Annotated in this window: 23 protein-coding genes and 5 tRNA genes; 20 read left to right on the plus strand and 8 right to left on the minus strand. The window is 72.2% G+C overall.

Features of this window, described 5'->3' with window-relative positions; genetic code table 11:
• Positions 1-97 precede the first annotated feature (97 nt).
• The 10 genes from C1703_RS28470 (at position 98) to C1703_RS28515 (ending at position 6,462) form a co-directional block, all read left to right on the plus strand.
• Positions 98-289 carry a hypothetical protein gene (locus tag C1703_RS28470; protein WP_114255512.1) on the plus strand — a complete coding sequence of 64 codons (192 nt, stop codon included), beginning with the start codon at positions 98-100 and terminating at the stop codon, positions 287-289.
• A 218-nt stretch (positions 290-507) separates the two neighbouring features.
• Positions 508-1,284, plus strand: a complete 777-nt coding sequence (locus C1703_RS28475) for a fumarylacetoacetate hydrolase family protein (RefSeq protein ID WP_114255513.1) — start codon at positions 508-510, stop codon at positions 1,282-1,284.
• Positions 1,277-2,761, plus strand: a complete 1,485-nt coding sequence (gene gltX, locus C1703_RS28480; protein ID WP_114255514.1) for a glutamate--tRNA ligase — start codon at positions 1,277-1,279, stop codon at positions 2,759-2,761. Before C1703_RS28475 ends, gltX begins: the two co-directional genes overlap by 8 nt.
• Positions 2,762-2,929: 168 nt before the next feature.
• The gene (locus C1703_RS28485; protein WP_157993173.1) at positions 2,930-5,149 is read left to right on the plus strand and encodes a hypothetical protein; all 2,220 of its coding nucleotides are present in this window, start codon (positions 2,930-2,932) and stop codon (positions 5,147-5,149) included.
• 29 nt (positions 5,150-5,178) lie between these two features.
• On the plus strand, positions 5,179-5,910 hold the full coding sequence (locus C1703_RS28490) for an HAD family hydrolase (RefSeq protein ID WP_114255516.1): 732 nt from the start codon (positions 5,179-5,181) through the stop codon (positions 5,908-5,910).
• A gap of 91 nt (positions 5,911-6,001) precedes the next feature.
• Positions 6,002-6,073 (plus strand) — tRNA-Gln (locus C1703_RS28495).
• 21 nt (positions 6,074-6,094) lie between these two features.
• Positions 6,095-6,167 (plus strand) — tRNA-Glu (locus tag C1703_RS28500).
• Between the two features lie 29 nt (positions 6,168-6,196).
• Positions 6,197-6,269 (plus strand) — tRNA-Glu (locus C1703_RS28505).
• A gap of 20 nt (positions 6,270-6,289) precedes the next feature.
• A tRNA-Gln gene (locus C1703_RS28510) sits at positions 6,290-6,361 on the plus strand.
• Between the two features lie 28 nt (positions 6,362-6,389).
• A tRNA-Glu gene (locus C1703_RS28515) sits at positions 6,390-6,462 on the plus strand.
• A 178-nt stretch (positions 6,463-6,640) separates the two neighbouring features.
• Here the strand turns inward: C1703_RS28515 and ndgR are convergent.
• Positions 6,641-7,357 (minus strand): IclR family transcriptional regulator NdgR, encoded by a 717-nt coding sequence (gene ndgR / locus C1703_RS28520; protein ID WP_010044585.1) that lies wholly within the window; start codon positions 7,355-7,357, stop codon positions 6,641-6,643.
• Between the two features lie 195 nt (positions 7,358-7,552).
• On the opposite strand from ndgR, the gene leuC reads away from it, so the two are divergent.
• From leuC to C1703_RS28540, 4 genes are all read left to right on the plus strand, one after another.
• Positions 7,553-8,983 carry a 3-isopropylmalate dehydratase large subunit gene (gene leuC, locus C1703_RS28525; protein WP_114255517.1) on the plus strand — a complete coding sequence of 477 codons (1,431 nt, stop codon included), beginning with the start codon at positions 7,553-7,555 and terminating at the stop codon, positions 8,981-8,983.
• A 6-nt stretch (positions 8,984-8,989) separates the two neighbouring features.
• On the plus strand, positions 8,990-9,583 hold the full coding sequence (gene leuD, locus C1703_RS28530; RefSeq protein ID WP_114255518.1) for a 3-isopropylmalate dehydratase small subunit: 594 nt from the start codon (positions 8,990-8,992) through the stop codon (positions 9,581-9,583).
• A 277-nt stretch (positions 9,584-9,860) separates the two neighbouring features.
• Positions 9,861-10,091, plus strand: coding sequence for a hypothetical protein (locus C1703_RS28535; protein ID WP_114255519.1), 231 nt, complete (start codon positions 9,861-9,863; stop codon positions 10,089-10,091).
• 136 nt (positions 10,092-10,227) lie between these two features.
• Positions 10,228-10,869 (plus strand): HU family DNA-binding protein, encoded by a 642-nt coding sequence (locus C1703_RS28540; RefSeq protein ID WP_114255520.1) that lies wholly within the window; start codon positions 10,228-10,230, stop codon positions 10,867-10,869.
• 71 nt (positions 10,870-10,940) lie between these two features.
• On the opposite strand, the gene C1703_RS28545 is transcribed toward C1703_RS28540, so the two are convergent.
• Both C1703_RS28545 and cofC read right to left on the minus strand, forming a co-directional pair.
• Complete coding sequence (locus C1703_RS28545) at positions 10,941-11,144, minus strand: hypothetical protein (RefSeq protein WP_114255521.1); 204 nt, start codon at positions 11,142-11,144, stop codon at positions 10,941-10,943.
• A 9-nt stretch (positions 11,145-11,153) separates the two neighbouring features.
• Positions 11,154-11,792, minus strand: coding sequence for a 2-phospho-L-lactate guanylyltransferase (gene cofC, locus C1703_RS28550; protein ID WP_114255522.1), 639 nt, complete (start codon positions 11,790-11,792; stop codon positions 11,154-11,156).
• A gap of 158 nt (positions 11,793-11,950) precedes the next feature.
• On the opposite strand from cofC, the gene C1703_RS28555 reads away from it, so the two are divergent.
• From C1703_RS28555 to C1703_RS28565, 3 genes are read left to right on the plus strand one after another with little or no spacing between them, the layout of a single operon-like run.
• Positions 11,951-12,742 (plus strand): lysophospholipid acyltransferase family protein, encoded by a 792-nt coding sequence (locus C1703_RS28555; protein ID WP_114255523.1) that lies wholly within the window; start codon positions 11,951-11,953, stop codon positions 12,740-12,742.
• Positions 12,739-13,749: an NAD(P)H-dependent glycerol-3-phosphate dehydrogenase gene (locus C1703_RS28560; protein ID WP_114255524.1), complete on the plus strand. Its 1,011-nt coding sequence runs from the start codon at positions 12,739-12,741 to the stop codon at positions 13,747-13,749. Before C1703_RS28555 ends, C1703_RS28560 begins: the two co-directional genes overlap by 4 nt.
• Positions 13,750-13,808: 59 nt before the next feature.
• The gene (locus tag C1703_RS28565; RefSeq protein ID WP_114255525.1) at positions 13,809-14,966 is read left to right on the plus strand and encodes a D-alanine--D-alanine ligase family protein; all 1,158 of its coding nucleotides are present in this window, start codon (positions 13,809-13,811) and stop codon (positions 14,964-14,966) included.
• Positions 14,967-15,005: 39 nt separating this feature from the next.
• On the opposite strand, the gene C1703_RS28570 is transcribed toward C1703_RS28565, so the two are convergent.
• Positions 15,006-15,527, minus strand: a complete 522-nt coding sequence (locus tag C1703_RS28570) for a DUF3515 domain-containing protein (RefSeq protein ID WP_232840620.1) — start codon at positions 15,525-15,527, stop codon at positions 15,006-15,008.
• 20 nt (positions 15,528-15,547) lie between these two features.
• On the minus strand, positions 15,548-15,781 hold the full coding sequence (locus C1703_RS28575; protein WP_003997603.1) for an Lrp/AsnC ligand binding domain-containing protein: 234 nt from the start codon (positions 15,779-15,781) through the stop codon (positions 15,548-15,550).
• 206 nt (positions 15,782-15,987) lie between these two features.
• On the opposite strand from C1703_RS28575, the gene C1703_RS28580 reads away from it, so the two are divergent.
• Positions 15,988-16,953 carry a thiamine-phosphate kinase gene (locus C1703_RS28580; protein ID WP_114255526.1) on the plus strand — a complete coding sequence of 322 codons (966 nt, stop codon included), beginning with the start codon at positions 15,988-15,990 and terminating at the stop codon, positions 16,951-16,953.
• Positions 16,950-17,741, plus strand: coding sequence for a bifunctional hydroxymethylpyrimidine kinase/phosphomethylpyrimidine kinase (gene thiD, locus C1703_RS28585; RefSeq protein WP_114255527.1), 792 nt, complete (start codon positions 16,950-16,952; stop codon positions 17,739-17,741). The genes C1703_RS28580 and thiD overlap by 4 nt, the downstream gene beginning before the upstream one ends.
• 119 nt (positions 17,742-17,860) lie before the next feature.
• Here the strand turns inward: thiD and rpmB are convergent, their stop codons facing one another.
• Positions 17,861-18,046, minus strand: a complete 186-nt coding sequence (gene rpmB / locus C1703_RS28590) for a 50S ribosomal protein L28 (RefSeq protein WP_003993230.1) — start codon at positions 18,044-18,046, stop codon at positions 17,861-17,863.
• A gap of 267 nt (positions 18,047-18,313) precedes the next feature.
• On the opposite strand from rpmB, the gene C1703_RS28595 reads away from it, so the two are divergent.
• Complete coding sequence (locus tag C1703_RS28595; protein WP_114255528.1) at positions 18,314-20,272, plus strand: DAK2 domain-containing protein; 1,959 nt, start codon at positions 18,314-18,316, stop codon at positions 20,270-20,272.
• Here C1703_RS28595 and C1703_RS28600 read toward each other — a convergent pair.
• Both C1703_RS28600 and C1703_RS28605 read right to left on the minus strand, forming a co-directional pair.
• On the minus strand, positions 20,256-23,300 hold the full coding sequence (locus C1703_RS28600; RefSeq protein WP_114255529.1) for a tetratricopeptide repeat protein: 3,045 nt from the start codon (positions 23,298-23,300) through the stop codon (positions 20,256-20,258). The two genes, C1703_RS28595 and C1703_RS28600, sit on opposite strands and share 17 nt — an antisense overlap.
• Positions 23,297-25,135: an HSP90 family protein gene (locus C1703_RS28605; protein ID WP_114257638.1), complete on the minus strand. Its 1,839-nt coding sequence runs from the start codon at positions 25,133-25,135 to the stop codon at positions 23,297-23,299. The genes C1703_RS28600 and C1703_RS28605 overlap by 4 nt, the downstream gene beginning before the upstream one ends.
• Positions 25,136-25,148: the final 13 nt, after the last annotated feature.

Here is a 25,148-nt window from a genome sequence, read left to right on the forward strand (position 1 = left end):
CCTGACGCTTTACAGAGATGGCAAAACCGACAACCCGCGCCCTCGCGGGGGGCTCGCACCCTCGGGGCGCCCGTCACAGGACAGGGTCAAGTAAACAGTGAAGACGACGACGATGTTCCACAAGATCGCCAACCCGCGACGCACGACGCTGGCGCACCTCGACGGCGCCGACGAACTGCAGACGCCGGAACTGCCGGAGCACCCCGTCGAACTCCCGGCCCAGACCGCCAACCCCAAGCGCACCGTCCTCATGGAGATCCCCGTCGCGGCCACCGCGGCCGCGGAGTGACACCAGGCAGTACGCGTGCCGGCCGCCGAATGCTCACGGCGGCGGGATACGAACTTCGAGGGGCGCCCCCGGCGACGGGGCGCCCCTTCGTCGTGCGCGCGGCGGGCACTTCGTCATGCGCGCGGCGGGCACTTCGTCGTGCGCGCGGCCGGGCCCCCTCCCCGCGTTAGCCTGGAGCGTCAGACTCCAGCCGCTTCAGTCAAGGGGCCAAGCATCCCGTGCGCATCGCCAGATTCTCCATCGACGGGAACGTCGCCTTCGGCGCCATCGAGGGCGAGAAGCAGGACGAGCTCGTCCTGGACATCATCAAGGGCATCCCGTTCGCGGACTACGAGCTCTCCGGCACGAAGGTGCCGGTCGCCAAGGTCAGGCTGCTGCCCCCGGTGCTGCCCAACAAGGTCGTGGCCTTCGGCCGCAACTACGCCGACCACGCCCGGGAGCTGGGCAACGAGGTCCCCGAGGCCCCCTTCGCCTTCTTCAAGCCGTCCACCTCGGTGATCGGCCCCGGCGACGACATCCAGTACCCCTCCTTCTCCTCCGAGGTGCACCACGAGGCCGAGCTGGCCGTGGTCATCGGCCGGATGTGCCGCGAGGTCCCGCGCGAGCGCGTCAAGGACGTGATCTTCGGCTACACCTGCGCCAACGACATCACCGCCCGCGACGTCCAGAAGCGCGAGAAGCAGTGGGCCCGGGCCAAGGGCTTCGACAGCTCCTGCCCGCTCGGCCCCTGGGTGGAGACCGACCTCGACCCCTCCGACCTGACCATCCAGCTCACGGTCAACGGCCAGCAGCGCCAGCTCGGCCGCACCAGCGAGATGATCCACTCCGTCGAGGACCTGATCGTCAACATCTCCGAGGCCATGACGCTGCTCCCCGGCGACGTGATCCTCACGGGCACCCCGGCTGGGGTCGGCCCCCTGAACGTCGGCGACGAGGTCGCCGTCACCATCGAAGGCATCGGCACTCTCACCAACAAGGTTGTCAAGCGTGGCTAGCGCACCCGGCACTCCAGTACGCGTCCGTTTCTGCCCCTCGCCCACCGGTAACCCCCACGTGGGCCTGGTGCGCACCGCCCTGTTCAACTGGGCGTTCGCCAAGCACCACCAGGGCACCCTGGTCTTCCGCATCGAGGACACCGACGCGGCCCGCGACTCCGAGGAGTCCTACACCCAGCTGCTCGACTCGATGCGCTGGCTGGGCTTCGACTGGGACGAGGGCCCCGAGGTCGGCGGCCCGCACGCGCCGTACCGCCAGTCGCAGCGCATGGACCTGTACAAGGACGTCGCGCAGAAGCTCCTGGACGGCGGCTACGCCTACCGCTGCTACTGCTCCCAGGAGGAGCTGGACACCCGCCGCGAGGCCGCCCGCGCCGCCGGCAAGCCCTCCGGCTACGACGGCCACTGCCGCGAGCTGACCGCCGCCCAGGTCGACGAGTACCAGGCCCAGGGCCGCGAGCCGATCGTCCGCTTCCGCATGCCCGACGAGACGATCACCTTCACCGACCTGGTCCGCGGTGAGCTGACCTTCACCCCGGAGAACGTCCCGGACTACGGCATCGTCCGCGCCAACGGCGCCCCGCTGTACACCCTGGTCAACCCGGTCGACGACGCCCTGATGGAGATCACCCACGTCCTGCGCGGCGAGGACCTGCTCTCCTCCACCCCCCGCCAGATCGCCCTGTACAAGGCGCTGATCGAGCTGGGCGTCGCCAAGGAGATCCCCTCCTTCGGCCACCTGCCGTACGTGATGGGCGAGGGCAACAAGAAGCTCTCCAAGCGCGACCCGCAGTCCAGCCTGAACCTCTACCGGGAGCGCGGCTTCCTCCCCGAGGGCCTGCTCAACTACCTCTCCCTGCTCGGCTGGTCCCTCTCGGCCGACCAGGACGTCTTCGGGATCGACGAGATGATCGCGGCGTTCGACATCGCCGACGTGAACCCGAACCCGGCCCGCTTCGACCTCAAGAAGTGCGAGGCCATCAACGGCGACCACATCCGCCTGCTGGACGTGAAGGACTTCACGGAGCGCTGCCGCCCGTGGCTCCAGGCGCCGTTCGCCCCGTGGGCCCCGGAGGCCTTCGACGAGGCGAAGTGGCAGGCGATCGCCCCGCACGCGCAGACCCGCCTCAAGGTGCTCTCCGAGATCACCGACAACGTCGACTTCCTCTTCCTGCCGGAGCCGGTGGAGGACGAGGCCTCCTGGAACAAGGCCATGAAGGAGGGCTCGGACGCCCTGCTGCGCACGGCCCGCGAGAAGCTGGAGGCGGCCGACTGGACCTCCGCCGAGTCGCTGAAGGAGGCCGTCCTGGCCGCCGGCGAGGCCCACGGCCTCAAGCTCGGCAAGGCCCAGGCCCCGGTCCGCGTCGCGGTCACCGGCCGCACGGTCGGCCTGCCGCTGTTCGAGTCCCTGGAGATCCTGGGCAAGGAGAAGACCCTGGCCCGGATCGACGCGGCGCTGGCGAAGCTGACCGCGTAACGACACGGTTCCCGTGAGGGCGGCGTCCGGTTCGGGCGCCGCCCTCGCCGTGTCCGCCCAGCCGTCACCCGGAGTTCACCCTTCCGGCCAACTGCCGCTTCCCGCGGAGACGTTGGATACCCCCGTTGCACACGGTGCGCGTGTGCGCCCGGTACCGGGGGAGGGAACATGAGCCGTTCACGAAGACTCGTCCACGCGGCCGTCGGCGGGGTGGTGGCCCTGTCCTGCAGCGTGCTGACCGCACCCGCGCAGGCGGCTCCGGAGGCCGACGAGCCGGTGGGCACGGTACGGCTGGTCACGGAACAGCGCGTGACGGTCGACTACCCGTGGGCCGGCGCCTCCGGCTTCCAGTGGCGCCCGGCGACCGGCGGCACCGTCACCACGGTCGACTACCCGGACACCGTCCCGCCCGCGCACGCCGGCCCCGACGACCTGGCCACCGGCACCGACGTCGTGAACACCCGCGACGGCCAGAAGGTCACCCAGAAGCACCGCTCCACGGGCGCGACCGCCACCGTGCCGATCCCGACCGGCCAGACCTTCCGGGGGGCGGTGGGCTGGAGCGTGCTGACCATGGACGGCACCGGCGCCCTGCACGTCCTGCGCTCCGTCGCCGACGGCCTCGCCACCGACATCCCTGTCACCGGCCTGCCGGCCGGCGCCCGCCCCACCGCCTACCTCACCGGCGGCTCGGTCCGCCGCCTCGCGGTCGTCTACGCCCTGGACGGCAAGACGTCGGTCGGCCTGATCGACCTCGCGGACGGCACCTTCCGCACCTACGTCACCGGGGACACCGCGGCCCCGCAGGTCGCCTTCAACGACCGCTGGCTCGTCGCCGACTGGCAGGCGATCCGGGTGGACGCCGAGCCGGGCACCGAGCCCACCGCGCTCAGCAGGCACGACGCCCGGCTGGAGGCCGTCGTCGGTGATCAACTCCTGATCGGCAACCCGGGATTCGTCCAGGTCGGCACCGAAGCCGCACTGTCCGCGCGCTCCCTGGTCACCGGCGCCGTCACCACCGTGCTCCCCTCGTCGTTCGGCGGGATCGGCCCGACTCTGGACGGCGGTGCCCTGGCCACGGCCGGTCCCTCCAGCCTCGACTGGAACGTCCACCGGATCACCCCCGACGACGCCGGCGGCCTCACCACCGAGAAGGTGGCCCGGCTCCCCGCCGCGGCGACCCAGGTGCAGGGACTGGCCGTCTCCGGCGGCGAGCTGTTCCTCTACGGCGCGACGCCGGGCGCCTCGTACCGCCACAGCGGCTTCCAGCTGGACGCCACCGGCCGGCCCGCCGGCCCCCAGACGCGCCGCAGCCCCGCGCAGAGCCCGACCACCTGCCTCACCGGCGACGCCGCCTGCCCCCAGCTGGAGGCCCTGGGCGACGGCCGGGTCGCCCACCTGTGGACCAACTTCGCGGGCCAGGAATCCGTCCTCGGCGTCGGCCTCGACGCCACCACCACCGTCAGCGCCCCCACGGACGGCGACTCCGGCGGCCGCATCGCCGGCAGCACCGGCCGCTACGTGCTCTACAACGGCGCCTCCGGCAAGCAGCGGATCATCGACTTCCCGCGCGGCACGACGAGCGGCACGACCACCCTCACCCGCGACCGCACCGCCGCCGCCGTCTGGGGCCAGACCCTGTGGGCCCCGGGCAGCAGCCAGGGCGCGGTCACCGGCCGCAACCTCAAGACCGGTACGACCACCACCATCGCCACCGGCGCCCCCTGCACCCCCACCGACATCCAGGCCGTCAACACCTGGCTGTACTGGTCCTGCGGCAGCACCGCGGGCGTCTACGACCGCGCCACCCACCGGAAGATCACGGTCCCGGCCGACCACGGCCCGGCCCGCCTCGCCGACGGCTTCCTGCTCCGCGAGAACCGCACCACCCACGAACTGCTGCTCACCGACTTCCACACCGGCACCGCCACCACCCGCACCCTGGTGAAGCTGCCGGCCACGGACCAGAACACCGGCGGCAGCAACGGCCGCTGGGCCGTCGACCGCTTCGGCGGCCACATCGCCTACCTCAACGGCACCTACGGCGAGGTGTCGATCATTCCCAGCGGTGTCCCCGCCTCGCCCCTCGCGCAGATGGAGGCCCAGGTCTACTCGCCGACCGTGATCGGCAGGTCGTTCCCCTGGGCGCCGGTGTGGCAGCTGAACAAGCCGTCCACCTGGACCCTGACCCTCGCCACCGCCTCCGGCACGGTCCTGCGCACCCTGACCGGCGCCTCCACCGGAGCCGCCGTCCGCCCCGCCTGGGACGGCACCACCGACAACGGCGGCGGCGTCACGGGCGGCACCTACACCTGGAAGCTCACCGCCCACCCCCGCGACGGCCAGGGGCAGGACCTCACCCTCTCCGGCACCATGACGCTGGGCTGAGAGCGGGCAGCGGTGGGTACGGTCGGACCATGAGCATCCACGCCGTGGTCTGGGACGTCGACGACACCCTCTTCGACTACACCACCGCCGACCGCCTCGGCATGCGCGCCCACCTCGCGGCCGAGGGCCTGCTCGACGACTACGACACCGTCGAGCAGGCCCTCACCCGCTGGCGGGAGATCACCGACCTGCAGTGGGCCCGCTTCGCCGCCGGAGAGGCCACCTTCGAGGACCAGCGCCGCGACCGCGTGCGGATGTTCGTCGGGCAGGAGCTGACCGACACCGAGGCCGACGCGTGGTTCCAGCGCTACCTCGCCCACTACGAGGCGGTCTGGGCGCTGTTCCCGGACGTCCTGCCGGTCCTCGACGCCCTCGCCGCCAGCCACCGGCACGCGGTGCTCTCCAACTCCAGCCTCCACGTCCAGGACCGCAAACTGCGCGTCCTCGGCGTCCACGACCGCTTCGAGACCATCCTGTGCGCGGCGGAACTCGGCGTCTCCAAACCCGAGGCCGGCGCCTTCCACGCCGTCTGCGAGGCCCTCGCCCTCGCTCCGCACCAGGTGGCGTACGTCGGTGACCACCCGGAGATCGACGGGCGGGGCGCCGCCGACGCCGGGCTGTTGTCGGTGTGGATCGACCGCGGCGGCCTGTACGCCACGATCGAGGCGCCCGTCGGGCCGCACCGCATCGCCTCCCTCGCCGAACTGCCCTCGCTCCTCGGCGCGGATACTCGTTTTGGAGCCCCGTCCACCTTCGGGTAATGTTCTTCCTGCGCCGCCGGGGAGCGGGCCGAAAGGCCGGAGCCCGGGGGAGCGAACTAGAACAAAACCCCCTCGGGGGCTTGCGTTCCAGTGGCCTATGGTGTAATTGGCAGCACGACTGATTCTGGTTCAGTTAGTCTTGGTTCGAGTCCAGGTAGGCCAGCTCGCAGAGCTCATCTGCAAAGCCCCCGTTGTGTAGCGGCCTAGCACGCTGCCCTCTCAAGGCAGTAGCGCCGGTTCGAATCCGGTCGGGGGTACTGATTCCGATCTTGTCGGGATCGCTAGGGCCCCCGTTGTGTAGCGGCCTAGCACGCCGCCCTCTCAAGGCGGTAGCGCCGGTTCGAATCCGGTCGGGGGTACTGACTGGTCTAAACCACATTGGTCTATGGTGTAATTGGCAGCACGACTGATTCTGGTTCAGTTAGTCTTGGTTCGAGTCCAGGTAGACCAGCTCGGACCTGCGGAAACGCAGAGTCCACGCCCCCGTTGTGTAGCGGCCTAGCACGCCGCCCTCTCAAGGCGGTAGCGCCGGTTCGAATCCGGTCGGGGGTACACAAGAGGAAGGCCCTCCACTCTGTGGGGGGCCTTCTGCGCATGCCCCTTCTCGGGGGCGCGGGGAACCGCGCGACCAGCCATGGACGGCCGGCAGACGACAGCGAAACCGTTCCCGCTACGGCGCGTACTCGGGGAGGGCCTGCCGCGGCGTTGAGGCCGACCTCCCCCGAAACGCTCAGCCCGTACGCCGAAGTGCCTCGGAGAGGCGCCCCGCGGCATCGATCACAGCCTGCGCATGCATCCGGCCAGGGTGCCGCGTCAGCCGCTCGATCGGCCCGGACACCGACACCGCGGCCACCACACGGTTGGAAGGACCACGCACCGGCGCGGACACGGACGCGACCCCCGGCTCCCGCTCACCGATCGACTGGGCCCAGCCCCGGCGCCGTACGCCCGACAGGGCCGTCGCCGTGAAGCGCGCGCCCTGGAGGCCGCGGTGCAGCCGCTCCGGCTCCTCCCAGGCCAGCAGGATCTGCGCCGAGGAGCCGGCCTTCATCGTGAGCGTCGAGCCGACCGGGACCGTGTCCCGCAGACCGGACAGGCGCTCCGCCGCGGCGACGCAGATGCGCATGTCGCCCTGGCGGCGGTAGAGCTGCGCGCTCTCGCCCGTGACGTCACGGAGATGCGTGAGCACCGGGCCCGCGGTGGCGAGGAGACGGTCCTCACCCGCGGCCGCGGCCAGCTCGGCCAGACGCGGGCCGAGAATGAAACGGCCCTGCATGTCACGCGCCACCATGCGGTGGTGTTCCAGCGCCACGGCCAGGCGGTGGGCCGTGGGTCGTGCCAGTCCGGTGGCACCGACCAGACCCGCGAGGGTGGCCGGACCGGACTCCAGAGCGCTCAGGACGAGGGCCGCCTTGTCCAGAACGCCGACGCCGCTACTGTTGTCCATGAAACGATACTCGCGTCTCACTCTGTGAAACGCAAGTTCAATTTTCCGTGGAACCCGCCACTCTGGAAGACACGAAGTCACAACGGCCCGTGACGTACGGGCCTGGCGGCGGCTGCCCGGAACCAGGGGCGCGGGCCCGCCTCCTCAAGATCTCTAGTTGGGTCGGCGGATCGCCGTCGGCCGGAGGGAACAGCGATGGGTAGGACACTCGCGGAGAAAGTCTGGGACGACCATGTCGTCCGGCGCGCCGAGGGCGAGCCCGACCTTCTCTTCATCGATCTGCACCTGCTGCACGAGGTGACCAGCCCGCAGGCCTTCGACGGCCTCCGCAAGAGCGGGCGCACGGTGCGGCGCCTCGACCTCACCATCGCCACCGAGGACCACAACACCCCCACCCTCGACATCGACAAGCCCATCGCCGACCCGGTCTCCCGGGTCCAGCTGGAGACCCTGCGCAAGAACGCCGCCGAGTTCGGGGTGCGCCTGCACCCGCTGGGCGACGTCGAGCAGGGCGTCGTGCACGTCGTCGGCCCGCAGCTGGGTCTGACCCAGCCCGGCATGACCGTCGTCTGCGGTGACTCCCACACCTCCACGCACGGCGCCTTCGGCGCCCTGGCGTTCGGTATCGGCACCTCCCAGGTGGAGCACGTGCTGGCCACCCAGACGCTGCCGATGACCCGTCCCAAGACCATGGCGATCACGGTCGACGGCGAGCTGCCCGAGGGCGTCACCGCCAAGGACCTGATCCTGGCGATCATCGCGAAGATCGGCACGGGCGGCGGCCAGGGCTACGTCCTGGAGTACCGCGGCGAGGCCATCGAGAAGCTCTCGATGGAGGCCCGGATGACCATCTGCAACATGTCGATCGAGGCCGGCGCCCGCGCGGGCATGATCGCCCCCGACGAGACCACCTTCGCGTACCTCAAGGGCCGTCCGCACGCCCCCGAGGGCGAGGAGTGGGACGCCGCCGTCGCGTACTGGAAGACGCTGAAGACGGACGAGGACGCCGAGTTCGACGCCGAGGTCGTCATCGACGCCGCCGAGCTGTCGCCGTTCGTCACCTGGGGCACCAACCCCGGGCAGGGCGCACCGCTTTCGGCGTCCGTCCCCGATCCTGCTTCGTACGAAGACGCATCGGAGCGCTACGCCGCCGAAAAGGCCCTGGAGTACATGGGGTTGGAGGCCGGACAGCCGCTGCGCTCCATCAAGGTGGACACCGTCTTCGTAGGCTCCTGCACCAACGGCCGCATCGAGGACCTGCGCGCCGCGGCCGAGCTGCTCAAGGGCCGCAAAGTCGCCGACGGCGTACGGATGCTGGTCGTCCCGGGCTCCGCGCGGGTCGGACTGCAGGCCGTCTCCGAGGGGCTGGACGTCGTCTTCAAGGAGGCCGGCGCCGAGTGGCGGCACGCGGGCTGCTCCATGTGTCTGGGCATGAACCCCGACCAGCTGGCCCCGGGTGAGCGCTCCGCGTCCACCTCCAACCGCAACTTCGAGGGGCGGCAGGGCAAGGGCGGCCGCACGCACCTGGTGTCGCCGCAGGTCGCCGCCGCGACCGCCGTCCTGGGCCACCTGGCCTCCCCGGCCGACCTGGCCGACGCCGACGTCCGTACGCCCGCTGGAGTCTGATCAGTCATGGAAGCATTCACCACCCACACCGGCCGGGCCGTCCCGCTGCGCCGCAGCAACGTCGACACCGACCAGATCATCCCCGCCCACTGGCTCAAGAAGGTGACCCGGGACGGGTTCGAGGACGGGCTGTTCGAGGCCTGGCGCAAGGACGAGACGTTCGTCCTCAACCAGCCCGAGCGCCAGGGCGCGACCGTGCTGGTCGCGGGCCCCGACTTCGGCACCGGCTCCTCCCGCGAGCACGCCGTCTGGGCGCTGCAGAACTACGGCTTCAAGGCCGTGATCTCCTCCCGCTTCGCGGACATCTTCCGCGGCAACTCGCTCAAGAACGGCCTGCTCACGGTCGTGCTGGAGCAGAAGATCGTGGACGCGCTGTGGGAGCTCACCGAGAAGGACCCGCAGGCCGAGATCACCGTCGACCTGGAGCGCCGCGAGGTGCGCGCCGAGGGCATCACCGCCTCCTTCGAGCTGGACGAGAACTCCCGCTGGCGGCTGCTGAACGGCCTCGACGACATCTCGATCACCCTGCAGAACGAGGCGGACATCGCCGCGTACGAGGCGAAGCGCCCGTCGTTCAAGCCGCGGACGCTCCCGGTCTGATCCGGAGCACGATCCGCCGCCCCTGAACAAGGCGACTTTCGGCCACCGCAACACCCCCTCTGTACCCCCGATCAGCCCGATCGGGGGTACAGCTGTGTCTGCACCCGAACGGCCCTGCGCGCCCTGAGCGGCGCTGTCAACTTCCCACGTTATGCCGGTGGTTGTTGGGGTACGCGAGTGGTACAGCCGTGACTTCCGTGAGTGCCCGGAAGGCCGTTTGAGGCGGCAGTTGTCCCCTGCGCAGGCGACAACTCGCCCCAGATGGCACAATCTGTGCATGGAACACGACGGCCAACTCGAGCTCTATACGGCAGTCGCGGGCCAACTCAAGGAAGCGCACGCAAGGGTGCGCGCACTGCAAGTCCCGGAGGGCGTACGGATGGCGCTGACCCGGAAGCTGCTGGTCATTACGGCCGCGGCCAAGCACGATCTCGCCGACGCGGCAAGGCGACTGGAGCGGTTCACCGCGGACCTCGACGAGGGACGTCTCCCCGACGAGGAACGCTGAACCCCTCGACACCGTCGAGTTCGTTGCGGCACAAGGGTGATAAGCCCGTTTCGTGTTTGATTTGCGGTATATATCTGCCTAACGTGCGAAAAAGCTTGAACACTTTCGTTCTGGCGATGTCTCCGAAGGGGAAGACGTGAACAAGGCGCAGCTCGTAGAAGCGATTGCCGACAAGATGGGCGGCCGCCAGCAGGCCGCCGACGCTGTCGACCATGTACTGGACGCCATCGTCCGCGCGGTCGTCGCAGGTGAGAGGGTCTCCGTCACCGGCTTCGGTTCCTTCGAGAAGGTCGACCGTCCGGCCCGCTACGCCCGGAACCCCCAGACGGGCGAGCGGGTTCGGGTCAAGAAGACCTCCGTTCCGCGTTTCCGCGCGGGCCAGGGCTTCAAGGACCTGGTCAGCGGCTCGAAGAAGCTCCCGCGCGGTGGTGAGGTGTCCGTCAAGAAGGCGCCCAAGGGCAGCCTGTCCGGCGGTGCCGGCGCGACGGTCAAGAAGGCCGCCGCGAAGAAGGCGACCACGAAGACGGCCGCCGCGAAGAAGACCACCGCCAAGAAGACCACGGCGAAGAAGGCCACCACCAAGACGGCGGCCGCGAAGAAGACGACGGCCAAGAAGGCGCCCGCCAAGAAGACCACGACGGCGTCCAAGACCACCGCCGCGAAGAAGACCACCGCCAAGAAGGCCCCGGCGAAGAAGGCGACGGCCAAGAAGGCGCCCGCCAAGAAGTCGACGGCGCGCAAGACCACCGCCAAGAAGACCACCGCCCGCAAGAAGTAAGGGCACCGGGGTACTCACGCGCCGGGCCGGACTCCGCACGGAGTCCGGCCCGCGGTGTGTTCAGCCAGTGGTCAGAGGGTCTGGAGTGTCACGAGAGTGATCCGCGGGCTCTCCTCGGGGCCCTCCACCTCGATACGGACCCGCTGCCCGGGACGCAGCAGTCTCAGGCCCCCCGCGTCGAACGCCGCCGCGTCGAAGGGCACCGGGGTGCCGTCGTCCAGGAGCACCTGCCCGCTGCGGCTTTCGGGGTCGTACGTGTACGCGGTCGCCTGCATGGCCGCAGCCTACTGCCCGGGTGTCAGCAACCGCGCGGCGGCCGCGGCCGTATGAGGGCCGACCCCCAGGGCCAGCGCGCTGCGCAGGTCGTCGCCGGTGTCCACGTCCTGGCGTACGGAATCCACGGCGGCGAGGCGCAGTTCCACCGCGCCGGACGTGCGGTGCCGGGCCCGGGAATCGGTGCCGAAGGCCGGACGCAATTCCAGGCCCGGGGCGGCCGCCAGCAGGGTCGTGCCGATGCCGGCCGCGTCCGGGAGAAATGCGCGCGGGAATTCAGCGGCGGAATCCAGCACCCGGGACAATTCCTGCGGGCGCAGTGCCGGAAGATCGGCGTTCAGCGCGGCCACCGGGCTTCGCGGACGTGTGGACCGTACGGCCCGCGCCCCGTGCGCGAGGGCGGCGTTGAGGCCGCTGCCCGGCTCGTCGGGGACGATCGCCGCGCCCAGAGCGGCCAGCTCGCGGCCCGCTCGGGCGTCGTCCGTGACGACTGCCACATCCCGCACCTCCGGGCAGGCCAGCGCCGCCGCCACCGTGTCCTGGGCGAAGGCCAGGGCCAGGTCCGGCCGCAGCCCGTCGTCCGCGGTGTCCGCAAGCCTGCTCTTGGCCTGGGCCAGGGGCTTCAGGGGTACGACCAGGGTCCACTGCACGGGTGTTCCGTCCTCCTCTTGTCGCGGTCATTGTCACCCGGGGCATCGGGCGGGCGGCGTGTCGGGGCGTACGGTGTTCTCGACAGACCGGCGGCCTGGGGCGACACTTGTGCGGCCCCCCGTGGCCCCCGCTTCAGGCCCTAGAGGAAGGTGTCCGCGTGCCCCGCCGCAGGATCGGCTTCTGGTACCGCTTCGCCGCGGTGATCTGCAAACCGCCGCTGGTGGTTCTGCTCAGGCGGGACTGGCGCGGAATGGAGCACATTCCGGCCGAGGGTGGATTTATCACCGCGGTGAACCACAATTCGCACATCGACCCCTTCGCTTACGCGCACTTTCAGTACAACACCGGGCGCGTCCCGCGATTCCTCGCGAAGAGCGGGCTTTTCAAGAAGGGATTCGTCGGGGCCGCCATGCGGGGCACCGGCCAGATCCCCGTCTACCGCGAGAGCACGGACGCGCTGAGCGCCTTCCGGGCCGCGATCGACGCCGTGGACCGCGGGGAATGCGTCGCCTTCTACCCCGAGGGGACCCTCACCCGCGACCCGGACGGCTGGCCCATGACCGGCAAGACCGGGGCGGCCCGCGTCGCCCTGCAGACGAAGTGCCCGGTGATCCCCGTCGCCCAGTGGGGCTGCAACGAGCTGCTGCCGCCGTACGCGAAGAAGCCGCACCTGCTGCCGCGCAAGACGCACCACGTGCTCGCCGGGCCGCCGGTCGACCTCACCCGGTTCTACGACCGGGAGATGACCGCGGACCTGCTGAAGGAGGCCACGGAGGTCATCATGGCAGCCATCACCGCCCAGCTGGAGGAGATCCGCGGCGAGAAGGCGCCCGCGACGCCCTACGACCCGCGCCGGGAGCGGATCGAGCAGCGGCGCCGCACCCAGGCGCAGACGCAGACGCACCAGAAGTCCGGGCAGACCGTGCAGGAAGAGGGGCTGGGCAAGTGAGCACACCGGTCAAGGCGGCGGTCCTGAGCGCCGGTTCGTGGGGCACGGCCTTCGGCATGGTGCTCGCGGACGCGGGGTGCGAGGTCACCCTGTGGGGGCGCCGCCCGGAGGTCGTGGAGGCCATCAACTCCACGCGGACCAATCCCGACTACTTCCCGGGCGTCGAGCTCCCGGAGAACGTGCGGGCCACCACGGACCCCGCCGAAGCCGCGGCGGACGCCGACTTCACGGTCCTGTCGGTCCCCTCGCAGACCCTGCGCGGCAACCTCGCCGAGTGGACCCCGCTGCTCGCCCCGGACACGGTCCTCGTGTCGCTGATGAAGGGCGTCGAACTCGGCTCCGCGATGCGGATGAGCGAGGTCATCGACGACGTCGCCAAGGTCGGCCCGGACCGGATCGCCGTGGTCACCGGGCCCAACCTGGCGCGGGAGATCGCCGCGCGGATGCCGGCCGCGGCCGTGGTCGCCTGCACCGACGAGGCCGTCGCCCAGCGGCTCCAGGCCGCCTGCCACACGCCCTACTTCCGCCCGTACACCAATACGGACGTGGTGGGTTGCGAACTCGGCGGAGCCGTGAAGAACGTCATCGGCCTCGCCGTCGGCATCGCGGACGGCATGGGCCTCGGCGACAACGCCAAGGGCTCCCTGATCACCCGCGGCCTCGCCGAGACCACCCGGCTCGGCATGGCGCTCGGCGCCGACCCGCTGACCTTCTCCGGACTCGCGGGCCTGGGTGACCTGGTGGCGACCTGTTCCTCGCCGTTGTCCCGCAACCACACCTTCGGCACCAACCTGGGCAAGGGCATGACCCTCCAGGAGACCATCGCGGTCACCAAGCAGACCGCCGAGGGCGTCAAGTCCTGCGAGTCGGTGCTGGATCTGGCCCGCCGGCACGGCGTCGACATGCCGATCACGGAGACGGTCGTCGGCATCGTGCACGAGGGCAAGCCTCCGGTGGTCGCCCTCAAGGAGCTGATGTCGCGCAGCGCGAAGCCGGAACGACGCTGAGCGACGCGAGGCCGGGGGCGCTGTCTCCGGGCACTACCTACGGGTACTCTCAACGCGATATGAGCACCGAGAACCTCCCCCAGAGCCCCGAGCAGCCGCCTCGCAAGCCGCGTGTGGCCGTCGTGTTCGGCGGGCGCAGCTCCGAACACGGGATCTCCGTGGTCACGGCCGGCGCCGTCCTCAAGGCCATCGACCGGACGAAGTACGACGTCCTGCCGATCGGCATCACGCAGGACGGGCGTTGGGCGCTCACGGCGGACGAACCGGAGCGGATGGCGATCGTCGACCGGCGCCCGCCGAGCGTCGACGCGCTCGCCGAGTCGGCCGAGGGCGGGGTGATCCTCCCGGTCGACCCCGCCAACCGCGAAGTCGTCTACAGCGAGCCGGGATCGGTGCCCAAGGCGCTCGGCGAGGTCGACGTGGTCTTCCCGGTGCTGCACGGCCCGTACGGCGAGGACGGCACCCTCCAGGGCCTCCTGGAGCTCTCTGGCGTCCCGTACGTGGGTTCGGGCGTGCTCGCCTCGGCCGTCGGCCAGGACAAGGAGTACATGAAGCGGGTCTTCACCTCCTTCGGGCTCAAGGTGGGCCCCTACGTGGTGATCCGGCCGCGCGAGTGGCAGCAGGACGAGGCGGCCGCCCGCAAGAAGATCGTCGACCTCGCCGGCGAGCACGGCTGGCCGCTGTTCGTGAAGCCCTCCCGCGCCGGTTCGTCGATCGGCATCACCAAGGTCGACGACCTCTCCGGCCTGGACGAGGCGATCGCCGAGGCGCAGCGCCACGACCCCAAGATCCTCGTCGAGGCGGCCCTGCGCGGCCGTGAGATCGAGTGCGGCGTCCTGGAGTTCGAGGACGGCCCCCGGGCCTCCGTTCCCGCGGAGATCCCCTCACCCGAGGCGCACGCCTACTACGACTTCGAGGCCAAGTACATCGACTCGACGCCGGGGATCGTGCCGGCGCCCCTCACGCCCGAGGAGACGGCCGAGGTGCAGCGCCTGGCGGTCGACGCCTTCGAGGCGGCGTCCTGCGAGGGCCTGGTCCGCGCGGACTTCTTCCTCACCGAGGACGGCGAGTTCGTGATCAACGAGATCAACACGATGCCCGGCTTCACGCCCATCTCGATGTATCCGCAGATGTGGGAGGCGAGCGGGGTGAGCTACCCGGAGCTGATCGACCGCTTGGTGCAGGCGGCACTTCGCAGGCCGACAGGACTGCGTTGATAGCAACCACATAGGGCCCGCAGATTCAGACGTGCGGCGCTAAGAGGCGATCCCCTCGGGGATCGCCTTTTTCACAGCCGAGGCCAGATCGATCAGGACACCGGAGCTGTCCACACCCTCCGGCACCTGGACCTCCACATAGGCCTCACGGTTCGCCGTGGTGAACCGGTACCCCCCGTCCCCCTGCTTCTCCATCAGCCAGTCCACCCCGTTCACACCCCCGGCGACGGCGTCCGCGTCCCGCCCCTCGGCCACCTTCGGGTCGACCATCTTGGGCGGCTGCGGCACACCGCAGCGCAGTATGATCGCCGGGCTGCCCCAGGCCGCCGTCAGCGCCGACGCGGGCTCGGGATCCTGGCGACGCTCACCGTCCACCTTCGCGGGCAGTACCTTGTCCAGGTTCCGGCACAGTTCCGTGGCCTTCGCGTCCGGACCGGGAACCGCCGCCGACGCGCTGTCGTCTGCTGAGGAGCAGCCCGCGGCAGTGATCAACAGCGCGAGAGCGGGCAGGCGGAGGACAACGCGGAAGACACGGCGGTGCCGGTGACGGAAAAGGTTCACCGGCACAGGGTAGACGGGGGCTACAGATGCACGACCGGGCAGGTCAGGGTGCGGGTGATGCCGTCCACCTGCTGGACCTTGGCGACCACCATGCGGCCGAGGTCGTCGACGGTGTCCGCCTGGGCCCGCACGATGACGTCGTAGGGTCCTGTCACGTCCTCGGCCTGGATGACCCCAGGGATCTTGCTGATCGTCTCGGCGACGGTCGACGCCTTGCCGACCTCCGTCTGGATCAGGATGTACGCCTGTACCACGGAACCTCCAGGGCGGCCACGAGGATCATGTGGGGAAAAGGAACGCCACGGTATCGCGTCGCCGCTCGCCGCGGGGAGACCCGCGGGCACCGGGTCTTGCGCGCCGGGTCGCGGGTCCGGCAGAACGTGACGGTCACTTCGACCGTAGCGAGGACCGAGATGCCTCGCGACCGGGCACGGACAGGGACAGAAGGGGAGAAAGGGCAATGAAGGGCACTGTTGGTGAGCTCGGTGAGTTCGGGCTCATCAGGGAGCTCACCTCCCGTCTGACCACCACCCCGGCGGTCCGGGTCGGCCCCGGCGACGACGCCGCCGTGGTGGCCGCGCCCGACCGCAGGGTCGTGGCCAGTACGGACATCCTGGTGGAGGGCCGGCACTTCCGCCGCGACTGGTCGACGGCCTACGACGTGGGCCGCAAGGCCGCCGCGCAGAACCTCGCCGACATCGCCGCCATGGGCGCCGTGCCGACCGCGCTGCTGCTCGGCCTGGTCGTCCCGGCCGAGCTGCCGGTGACGTGGCCGAGCGAGCTGATGGACGGCCTGCGGGACGAGTGCCAGGTGGCGGGCGCCGCCGTGGTCGGCGGTGACGTCGTGCGCGGCGATTCGATCATGGTGTCGATCACCGCGCTCGGCGATCTGCGCAACCAGGAGCCCGTGACGCGGGCGGGCGCGCAGCCCGGGGACCTCGTCGCGGTGACGGGGTGGCTGGGCTGGTCCGCGGCCGGGTTCGCGGTGCTGTCCCGGGGGTTCCGCTCGCCGCGGGCGTTCGTGGAGGCCCACCGGCGCCCCGAGCCGCCGTACCACGCGGGGCCGGCCGCCGCCGGGCTCGGGGCGACCGCGATGTGCGACGTGAGCGACGGGCTGATCGCCGACCTGGGGCACATCGCCGAGGCCAGCAAGGTGCGCATCGACATCCGCTCCCAGGCGATCGACATCCCGTCCCAGATGAACGACATCGGGCAGGCCGTCGGCGTCGACCCGATGCAGTGGGTGCTGACCGGGGGAGAGGACCACGCGATCGTGGCGACGTTCCCGCCGGACGTGAAGCTGCCCGCCCGCTGGAAGGTCATCGGCGAGGTCCTCAACCCCTCGGCGCTGCCCCAGGTGACCGTCGACGGGGCGCCGTGGACCAGCAAGGGCGGCTGGGACCACTTCGGGGACATGGACTCATGATCCCCAACGTCCTCACGGTGGCGGGCTCCGACTCGGGCGGAGGCGCGGGCATCCAGGCCGACCTGAAGACGATGCTCGCGCTCGGCGTGCACGGCATGAGCGTCGTCACGGCGGTGACCGCGCAGAACTCCCTGGGCGTGCAGGGGGCTTGGGAGCTGCCCGTGGAGGCAGTGCGCGCCCAGTACCGCAGTGTCGTCGACGACATCGGCGTCCAGGCGGTCAAGACCGGCATGCTCGCCTCCGCCGAACTCGTCGAGGCGGTCGCCGCGTTGATCGCGGGGACGGACGCCCCGGCGGTCGTCGACCCGGTCGGCGTCTCCAAGCACGGCGACTCGCTGCTGGCCGCCTCCGCGCTGGACTCCGTCCGTACGAGGCTGCTGCCGGCGGCGACGGTCGCCACGCCCAACCTCGACGAGGTGGCCCAGCTGACGGGCGTGCGCGTCGAGTCGGAGGGGGAGATGCGGCGGGCCGCGGCGGCCGTGCTGGCGTACGGGCCGCGCTGGGCGCTGATCAAGGGCGGCCACCTGTCCGGGGACGCCGTGGACCTGCTCACGGACGGTTCAGAGGAGCACTGGCTGCGGGCGCCGAGGCATGACAACCGCCACACCCACGGCACCGGCTGCACCCTCGCGTCGGCGATCGCCGCGCAGCTCGCGAAGGGCGACTCCGTGCCGGAGGCGGTGGCGGCGGCCAAGGAGTACGTCACCGGGGCCGTCGCGGCCGGGTTCGCGCTCGGCGGGGGCATCGGGCCGGTGGATCATGGGTGGCGGTTCCGGGCCGGGTCCTGAGCGTCGGGGCGGGCGTTCAGGGCCGGTGCCTGTGCATCCGGGCACGGCAAAAAGCCGGTCCACCAGGGGTGGACCGGCTCTCTACAGCGAACCAGCAGTGGCCGCGCGCTAGCTGAGCGTCAGCGCGAGACCTTGCCGGCCTTGATGCACGAGGTGCAAGCGTTCACGCGCTTCGGCGTCCCGCCCACCACGGTACGCACACGCTGGATGTTCGGGTTCCAGCGACGGGACGTACGGCGGTGCGAGTGCGAGATGTTGTTGCCGAAGCCCGGCCCCTTGCCGCAGACGTCGCAGTTGGCAGCCACGGGTCACTCCAAAGACTTCAGATGCACTTACGGTTAATCCCGGCATGCCGGGATCGAGATCTTGTGGCTCCAGGAGCCGGTCGAGATCTGAGTGGCGCTGCCAGGGGGAAGGCCCGATCAGGATCGGGCAACCGGAGCAGCATACAACGGCTGCACCCGTAGAGCGAAACTACCATGGCAGCTCAGGGCCCCGCCCCGGCCCTCTTCCGGTGGCCACCGTCCCGGGGTCTACGCTGCCTGCCACGTCCAGCAGCTCAGGGAGGCGCAGTGGCGCAGGTGCCGCAGACATTCTTCGATGCTCTCGCGGTGCGCACCTGGTGCGGTCTCGCGCTCGAGACGCTGGGGCGGGCGCGTGAGGAGATCGACGCGATCAACGTCTATCCCGTGGCGGACGGCGACACCGGCACGAACCTGTACCTGACCCTGGAGTCGGCGGTCGCGGCGGTCGAGGCGGTGTTCGTGGGGCACGCGGCGGGCTCGCCGGGGGCCGAAGGCCCCGGTCCGAAGGAGCCGACCCTGGCCGACGCGGCCCGGGCGATGGCGCACGGGGCGCTGATCGGTGCCCGGGGGAACTCCGGGACCATCCTCGCGCAGCTGCTGCGCGGCATGGCCCAGGTGCTGGCCGACGGCGCGAGTGTGCAGGCGGACGGCGCGAGCGTGCACGCGGACGGCCAGGGTCTGCGGCTCGCCCTGCGGCACGCGGCCGACTCCGCCCGCCAGGCCGTGGCCCACCCCGTGGAGGGCACGGTCCTCACGGTCGCCTCGGCCGCGGCCGACGCCGCCGACGCCGCCGGCGGTGCCGAGAGCGACTGCGGGAACGTCGCACGGGCCGCCTACGAGGGAGCGCGCGAGGCCCTGGCCGCCACCCCGGACCAGCTGCCCGTGCTGGAACGCGCCGGGGTGGTCGATGCCGGCGGGCGGGGGCTGGTGGCCGTGCTCGGGGCGCTGGTGGAGACGTTCACGGGGGAGAGGCCGCGCGGGCCGGTGACGAGCGCGGGGCGGGTGCCGGGGGCCCGGGGTTCCGGGCCGGGAGCCGGGCCGGGGGCCGGGGCCGGGGAGCCGGCGGGGGCGCACGCGCGCGTGGAGCCGGCGGAGTCCCTCGCGGAGCCCGTCCCGGCTTGCACCGGCGCGGACAGCGCTGCCGGGCCCGGTCGGGGCGGCGCAGGGCCCGTCCCGGCCTGCGTCGATCCCGGTGACGGGGCCGGCAGCGCCGCCGCGCCCGGCCAAGGCGGCGCTGAGTCCCTTCCGGCTTGCGCCGACCCCGGTGACGGCGTCGACAGCGTCACCGCGCCCGGTCGGGACGGGCCCGCCTTCGAGGTGATCTATCTCCTGGAGGCCGAGGACGACACCGTGGCGCGGTTGCGGGAGCGGCTCGACGGGCTCGGGGACTCCCTCGTCGTGGTCGGCGGCGACGGGCTGTGGAACGTCCACGTCCATGTCGACGACGCGGGCGCCGCCGTGGAGGCCGGCATCGAGGCCGGGCGGCCGTACCGGATCCGTATCACGCACTTCGGGGCCGGTGACGTGCACACCACCGGCGCCGAGCGGCCGCCCCGGGAGCGTGCCCAGCGGGCCGTCGTGGCGGTCGTGCCCGGGGAGGGCCTGGCCGGGCTCTACACCGAGGCCGGCGCCACCACCGTGCTCGCGCGCCCCGGGGAGCCGCCCGCGAGCGGCGAGCTCGTGCAGGCCGTACGGCGGGCCCACGCGCACGAGGTCGTCCTGCTGCCCAACGACGCCGACCTGCGCCACACCGCCGCTGCTGCGGCCGAGCAGGTCCGCACGGAGGGCGTCCGCGTCGCCCTCATCCCGACCCGCTCGGCGGTCCAGGGCATCGCGGCCCTGGCCGTGCACGAGCCGGAGCGCCGCTTCGACGAGGACGTCGTGTCGATGACCTCGGCCGCCGGCGCCACCCGCTACGCCGAGGTCACCGTCGCCGAACGCCAGTCGTGGACGATGGCCGGCATCTGCCAGGCCGGCGACGTGCTCGGCCTGATCGACGGCGACGTGGCCGTGATCGGCTCGGACGTCACGGCCATCGCCGAGACGGTCCTGGACCGCATGCTCGCGGCCGGGGGAGAGATGGTCACCCTGGTCCTCGGCGACGAGGCCCCCGACTCCATCGCCGAGCATTTGGAGGGCCGGGTCCGCGAGGGGTACCTCGCCGTCGACACCGTCGTGTACCGGGGCGGACGGCAGGGCTCCCTGCTGCTCATCGGCGTGGAGTAGGACCTGTGCCCGCATCCGGCTGGTCCGCCAGGAGCCGGAGCAGTTGCTCGGCCTCCGCCCGGCGGGCCCGTGCCGCCTCGCTGCTCGCGGCCCCCTCGTCGCCCTGCCCCCCGTACGCCGCCAGCACCGCACGCGCGCGTGCCGCCGCGTCGACCGGCCTGCCCAGGTCGGCCTCCAGCCGGCCCGCGGCGAGTTCCGAGCCGGTACGGCTGTGCAGCGCACCGTCCCCGAGGGAGGCGAACACCTCGGCCGACACCAGCACTCGGGCCAGCGCCTCCTCGAACACGGCCCGGGCCGAGGCCTCGTCGGCGTCCTCGGTGACGGAACGGACCAGCAGGTCGCCGAACTGCCGGTGCGTATGCCCGAGTTCGGCCACGAGCTGCTGCCGCGACTCCTCGTCCGCCGCCGTGTCCAGCGCCGCCTCGCACGCCCGGACCGCGTCCGCCATCAGGCCGCGTGCGTCCTCCAGCCCGTCCCGCCCGTCCGGCCCACCCGGCCTGTCCTGCCCGTCCCGCCCGTCCGGCCCACCCGGCCTGTCCTGCCCGTCCCGCCCGTCGCGCCCGTCCAGCGCCAGCCAGGCGCGGGCGCGCAGCGAGCGGACCAGCCCCGGGACGTTGCCGAGTTCGCGCCACAGGGAGCCCGCGCGGGCGTAGGCCCGGTCCGCCTCGGCGGACAGCCCGGCCTCCGCGAGGGACTCCCCGGCCAGGTGGGCGAGGGTCGCGTGGTCCTGCTGCTCGGGCCACTGCCGGGCGATCTCGGCCGCCTGCAGGCGCCGTTCGGCGGCGGCGCGGTGCTCGCCGAGTTCGCTCAGGCAGTCACCGAGCCACCACAGCGTCTGCACGACCGCCCCGTCGCCGTGCGTCTCGGCGGTCAGCTCGGGCAGCGCCGACTCCAGCACCTCCGCGGCCTCGGCCCACCGCCCCTGCCGCAGCAGGAACCCGCCGAGCTGCTGCCGGGCCCAGGCGCCCAGCGTCGCGCTCTCGCCCGCCTCGTCGGCCCAGTGCGCGGCCTCCAGGGCGTGCCCGGCTGCCTCCACGGCATCGCCCCGGTCGCCGACCAGCTCCGCGAGCTGGAGGTGCAGCTGGGCCCGCCCGGGCGCCTCCAACTGGGCGCCGCCGTGCTCCAGGGCCGCCCGCAGCGCCCGTTCCGCCTCGGCCATGTCGCCGAGGTGGTGGGCCAGCGAGGCCAGCCGGGCCTCGTACTCCACCGCGAACCAGGGCAGCCCCGCCGCGACGAACGCCGCAGCGCCCCGCGCGAACAGCTCCGCCGCCGCCTCCAGGTCCCCGGCCAGCCCCGCCAGCTCGCCGAGCATCGCCCGGGCCTCGGCGGCCCGCGCGGCCAGCCGTACGTCCTCCCCGGTCCGCCCGTCGACGAGCGCCAGGACCTCCCGCACGGCGGCTTCGGCCGCGGCGCGCACCGCGTCCGGGCCGGGCTCCTCGTGCGCCCGGCGCAGCAGGGTCCGGGCCCGTCCCATCAGGACCGACGCCGTCTGCCGCAGTCCCGTGCCGCCGGCCGCGTACAGCGCGAGGACCTCCTCGTACGGGCCGGCCACGGCCGCGACCGCCCCGGCCACGTCACCGGCCAGCGCGCGTACGTACGCGCCACGCGCGCGTGCCGCCAGGGCCTCGCCCGGATCGCCCGCCTCCGCGTAGAGCCCGGCGGCCCGCTCGAAGAGCGCGACCCCCTCCGGGCCGAGGGACATCGCCTCGTGGTCGGCCATCTCGGCCCGGTCACGCGGGTCCAGCTCGACGCCCTCCGCGGCGGCGGCGACCGCCGCCCACGCCTCCACGGCGCCCGGCCGCAAGGTGTCCGACAGCCGCCGCGCCTCGGCCAGCAGCGCGGGCAGATCCGGCCGGCCGGCGACGGGAGCCGCGTCCACCGGGGGAGCGGGCGCCGGGACCGGCCGCACCCCCGGCGACAACCGCACCCCCAGCGGCAGCCGCTCCACCAGCGGCTTCCGCGCCATACGCGCGCGTGCCCGCTCGCTGACGTACGTCGTGCCGTTGCGCTCGTCGAACCGCGCCGCCAGCGCCAGGGCGCCCGCACGCGCGTGTGCGGCCAGTTCGCGGGCGGTCCACTCCCGGCCGGCCGGACCGGGCACCTGCCGGTCGCCCAGGCCGAGCCCGGTCAGCCGGTCCATGAGCAGGGCCACCACGCTCATGAACTCCAGCTTGCTCTGCGGATGCCCGTCGTCCGTGAAGTACGCCGGCCGCTCGGCGAGCAGCTCCAGTCCCCGCGCCTCGTTGCCGGTCAGCGCGCAGAACTCCACGTGCTCCGCGTACGCGCCGCGCATGCTCTCCATGGCCCGGACCAGCCGGAAGCCCCGCAGATGGTTGGCCCTGGCCTCGTCCGTGCGGCCCAGCCGCAGCAGCGGCACGAGGGAGGACGCCAGGGCCGTGTGCGGCTCGTGGGCGCAGGCGTACTCGCCGTCCAGCACCGGCCGCCACAACTGAAGCGCCTGCGCGTCCCGGCCCAGCTCCGCCTGCCACCAGCCCTGTCCGTGCAGCTCGCAGGCGTGGCAGTCGGCCATGCTGTCGCGGTCGGCCGCCAGCCACGCGGCGTACGCCCGCTCGGCCCGCGCCACGTCCCCGACATGCGCGGCCACACAGTGCTCGGCGCTGCGCACGGCCCGCTCGGAGTGCCCGGCGAGCCGGTAGCGGCGCTCCATCTCGCCGAGCCACTTCTCGATCGAGGCGAGCGGGATGTGCGGCTGGTCGAGCATGCCGGACGACACCCACTTGAAGACCCAGTGCAGCGAGTGGGTCTCGTACGCGTCGAAGTCCTCGGGCCGTTCGTCCCACATGCGCAGCAGCCGCGCGAAGGGGACGAACATCTTCCCCTTCTCGGAGCTGTAGTTGTAGACCTTCAGCTGGTGCCCGAGCGCCTCGATCACGGCGAGCGGGATGTTCAGCTTCTCGGCCGCCGTCAGCAGCTCCTCCGCGCGCGCGTTGCGGGCCGGCCCCTCCGGCTGCTCGGCGTTCTCCGCCATCGCCCGGCGCAGGGCGTCGAAGTCCGTGATCTCGCTCATGCCCGGCCGTCCTCGCTGTGCGTGGCCCACTCCAGGAGGCCGATGAACGCCCGGTTGAGCAGCGCCGAGTCGGCGGGCCGCAGCGGCCGCTGCGCCATCAGCAGCGCCTGCCCGTACAGCGACTCCGTGGCCGTGCCGATCAGCTCCGGGTCGGGCAGCGCGCCGATCCGCCGCACGAGCGGGTTGAGGTGGTTGAGCACCAGACGCGCGCGGGGGGCGCTGCCGCGCAGGGAGCCGAGGATGCCCGCCCACAGGTCGTCGGCCCGCGCCTCGGCGTCCGCCCGGGCCTGTTCGTGCCGGGCGTCCCGGTCGTCGAGGTGCAGCGCGGGCACGGACAGCGGGTGGAACGCCCGCAGGACGACGTCGCAGCCCAGCGGGTCGAGCCGGGCCCGCGCGGCGGCCAGGAAGCCGGACAGGGCCAGCTCCTCGGCCGGATCGACCGCGTCCAGGTGCGCGGTCACCGTCTCGGCGTCCAGCTCGGCGACCACCGTCCCCGGCCGCACCGACGGCAGCGCCTGAACCAGCTCGCTGTCGTACGTGTAACCGCCGTTGATCACGCCGATGCCCTGCGCGGACGCGATCGGCGCGACCTGCCGGTACTCCTCCACCGTCCGCGTGAAGTGCACCACCGGGTGCCGCTGCGCGAACTCCTCCAGGGACAGCCGCCCGTCGGTCGTCTCGAAGGGCAGCCACGGCAGCATCGTGCGCAGCATCTCCCGGTCGTGCCGGGCCAGCGACTTCACGCCCAGGTGGTGCACCGACAGGAACGCGGCCAGCCGCTCCGGATCACCGGCCGCGAGGCCGCTCAGCCAGGCGCGGATCCGCTCGCCCAGCGCCTCCCGTACGGCCGCCAGCGTCTCGTCCTCGTACAGCGCCTCGCGCGAGGCCGTGGGCCGCAGGCTGTCCGTGTCGAGCACGCAGCGCACGAAGAACGCCCAGTCGGGCAGCAGCTGTTCGGCCCGCTCGGTCAGCAGCATGCCCTTCAGGTGCACGCGGTGACCGGCGCGCTGGGCCGGGCTGACCGCCGACGGCAGCACGTACGCGATCCCGCGCACGCCCGCCAGCGGCACGGACAGGTCGATCGTGTCCAGCGGCGTGAAGCCGAACAGGTCCTGGCAGTGCCGGGCGAGGGCGACGCGGCGGGCCGCCGGGCCCGGATACGGCCGGTCCCAGGGCGCGGGCAGGTCGGTGACCGCCTCGTCGCCCACCCGGACGTCGTACGGCAGCAGCGACCCGAAATCCCGGGCCAGCGCCTCGACCCGCTCGGGCGTGAGCCACTCCGCGGCCCCGGCCCGGGCCACCAGGTGCACGGTGGTGCCCGGTTCGGGCCGCTCGGCGTCCGGCAGGGTCCGCACGGTGTACGAACCGTCGTCGGACGCCGTCCACTCCACGGGCGGCGCCCCGGGCGTACGGGCACTGCGGCTGACGACCCGGATGCGCTCGGCGACGACGAAGCAGGCCAGCAGGCCGATGCCGAACTGCCCGAGGAAGTCGGACCTGGCCTCCTGAAGGCCCTCGGCGCGCTTGGAACTGCGCCCGATCGTGGCCAGCAGGCTGTGCACGTCCGCCTCGGTGAGCCCGACGCCGGTGTCCTCGACCCGCAGGGCCCCGCCCTCCGCGCGCAGCCGTACCCGGGCCGGGGCGCCGGGCTCCTCCGCGCGTCTGGCCGTGATGGCGTCCACGGCGTTCTGCAGCAGCTCGCGCAGGTACACCTTGGGACTGGAGTAGAGGTGGTGGGAGAGCAGGTCCACCAGACCACGCAGGTCGACCTGGAACGTATGAGGTGATCGGGGGGAAAGGGGTGCCTGGGATGCCTGTGAGGTCTGGGAGTCCATCATCACGGCGCCG

The sequence above is a fragment of the Streptomyces sp. Go-475 genome, from assembly GCF_003330845.1.
In the GTDB taxonomy this organism is placed as follows: Bacteria; Actinomycetota; Actinomycetes; order Streptomycetales; family Streptomycetaceae; genus Streptomyces.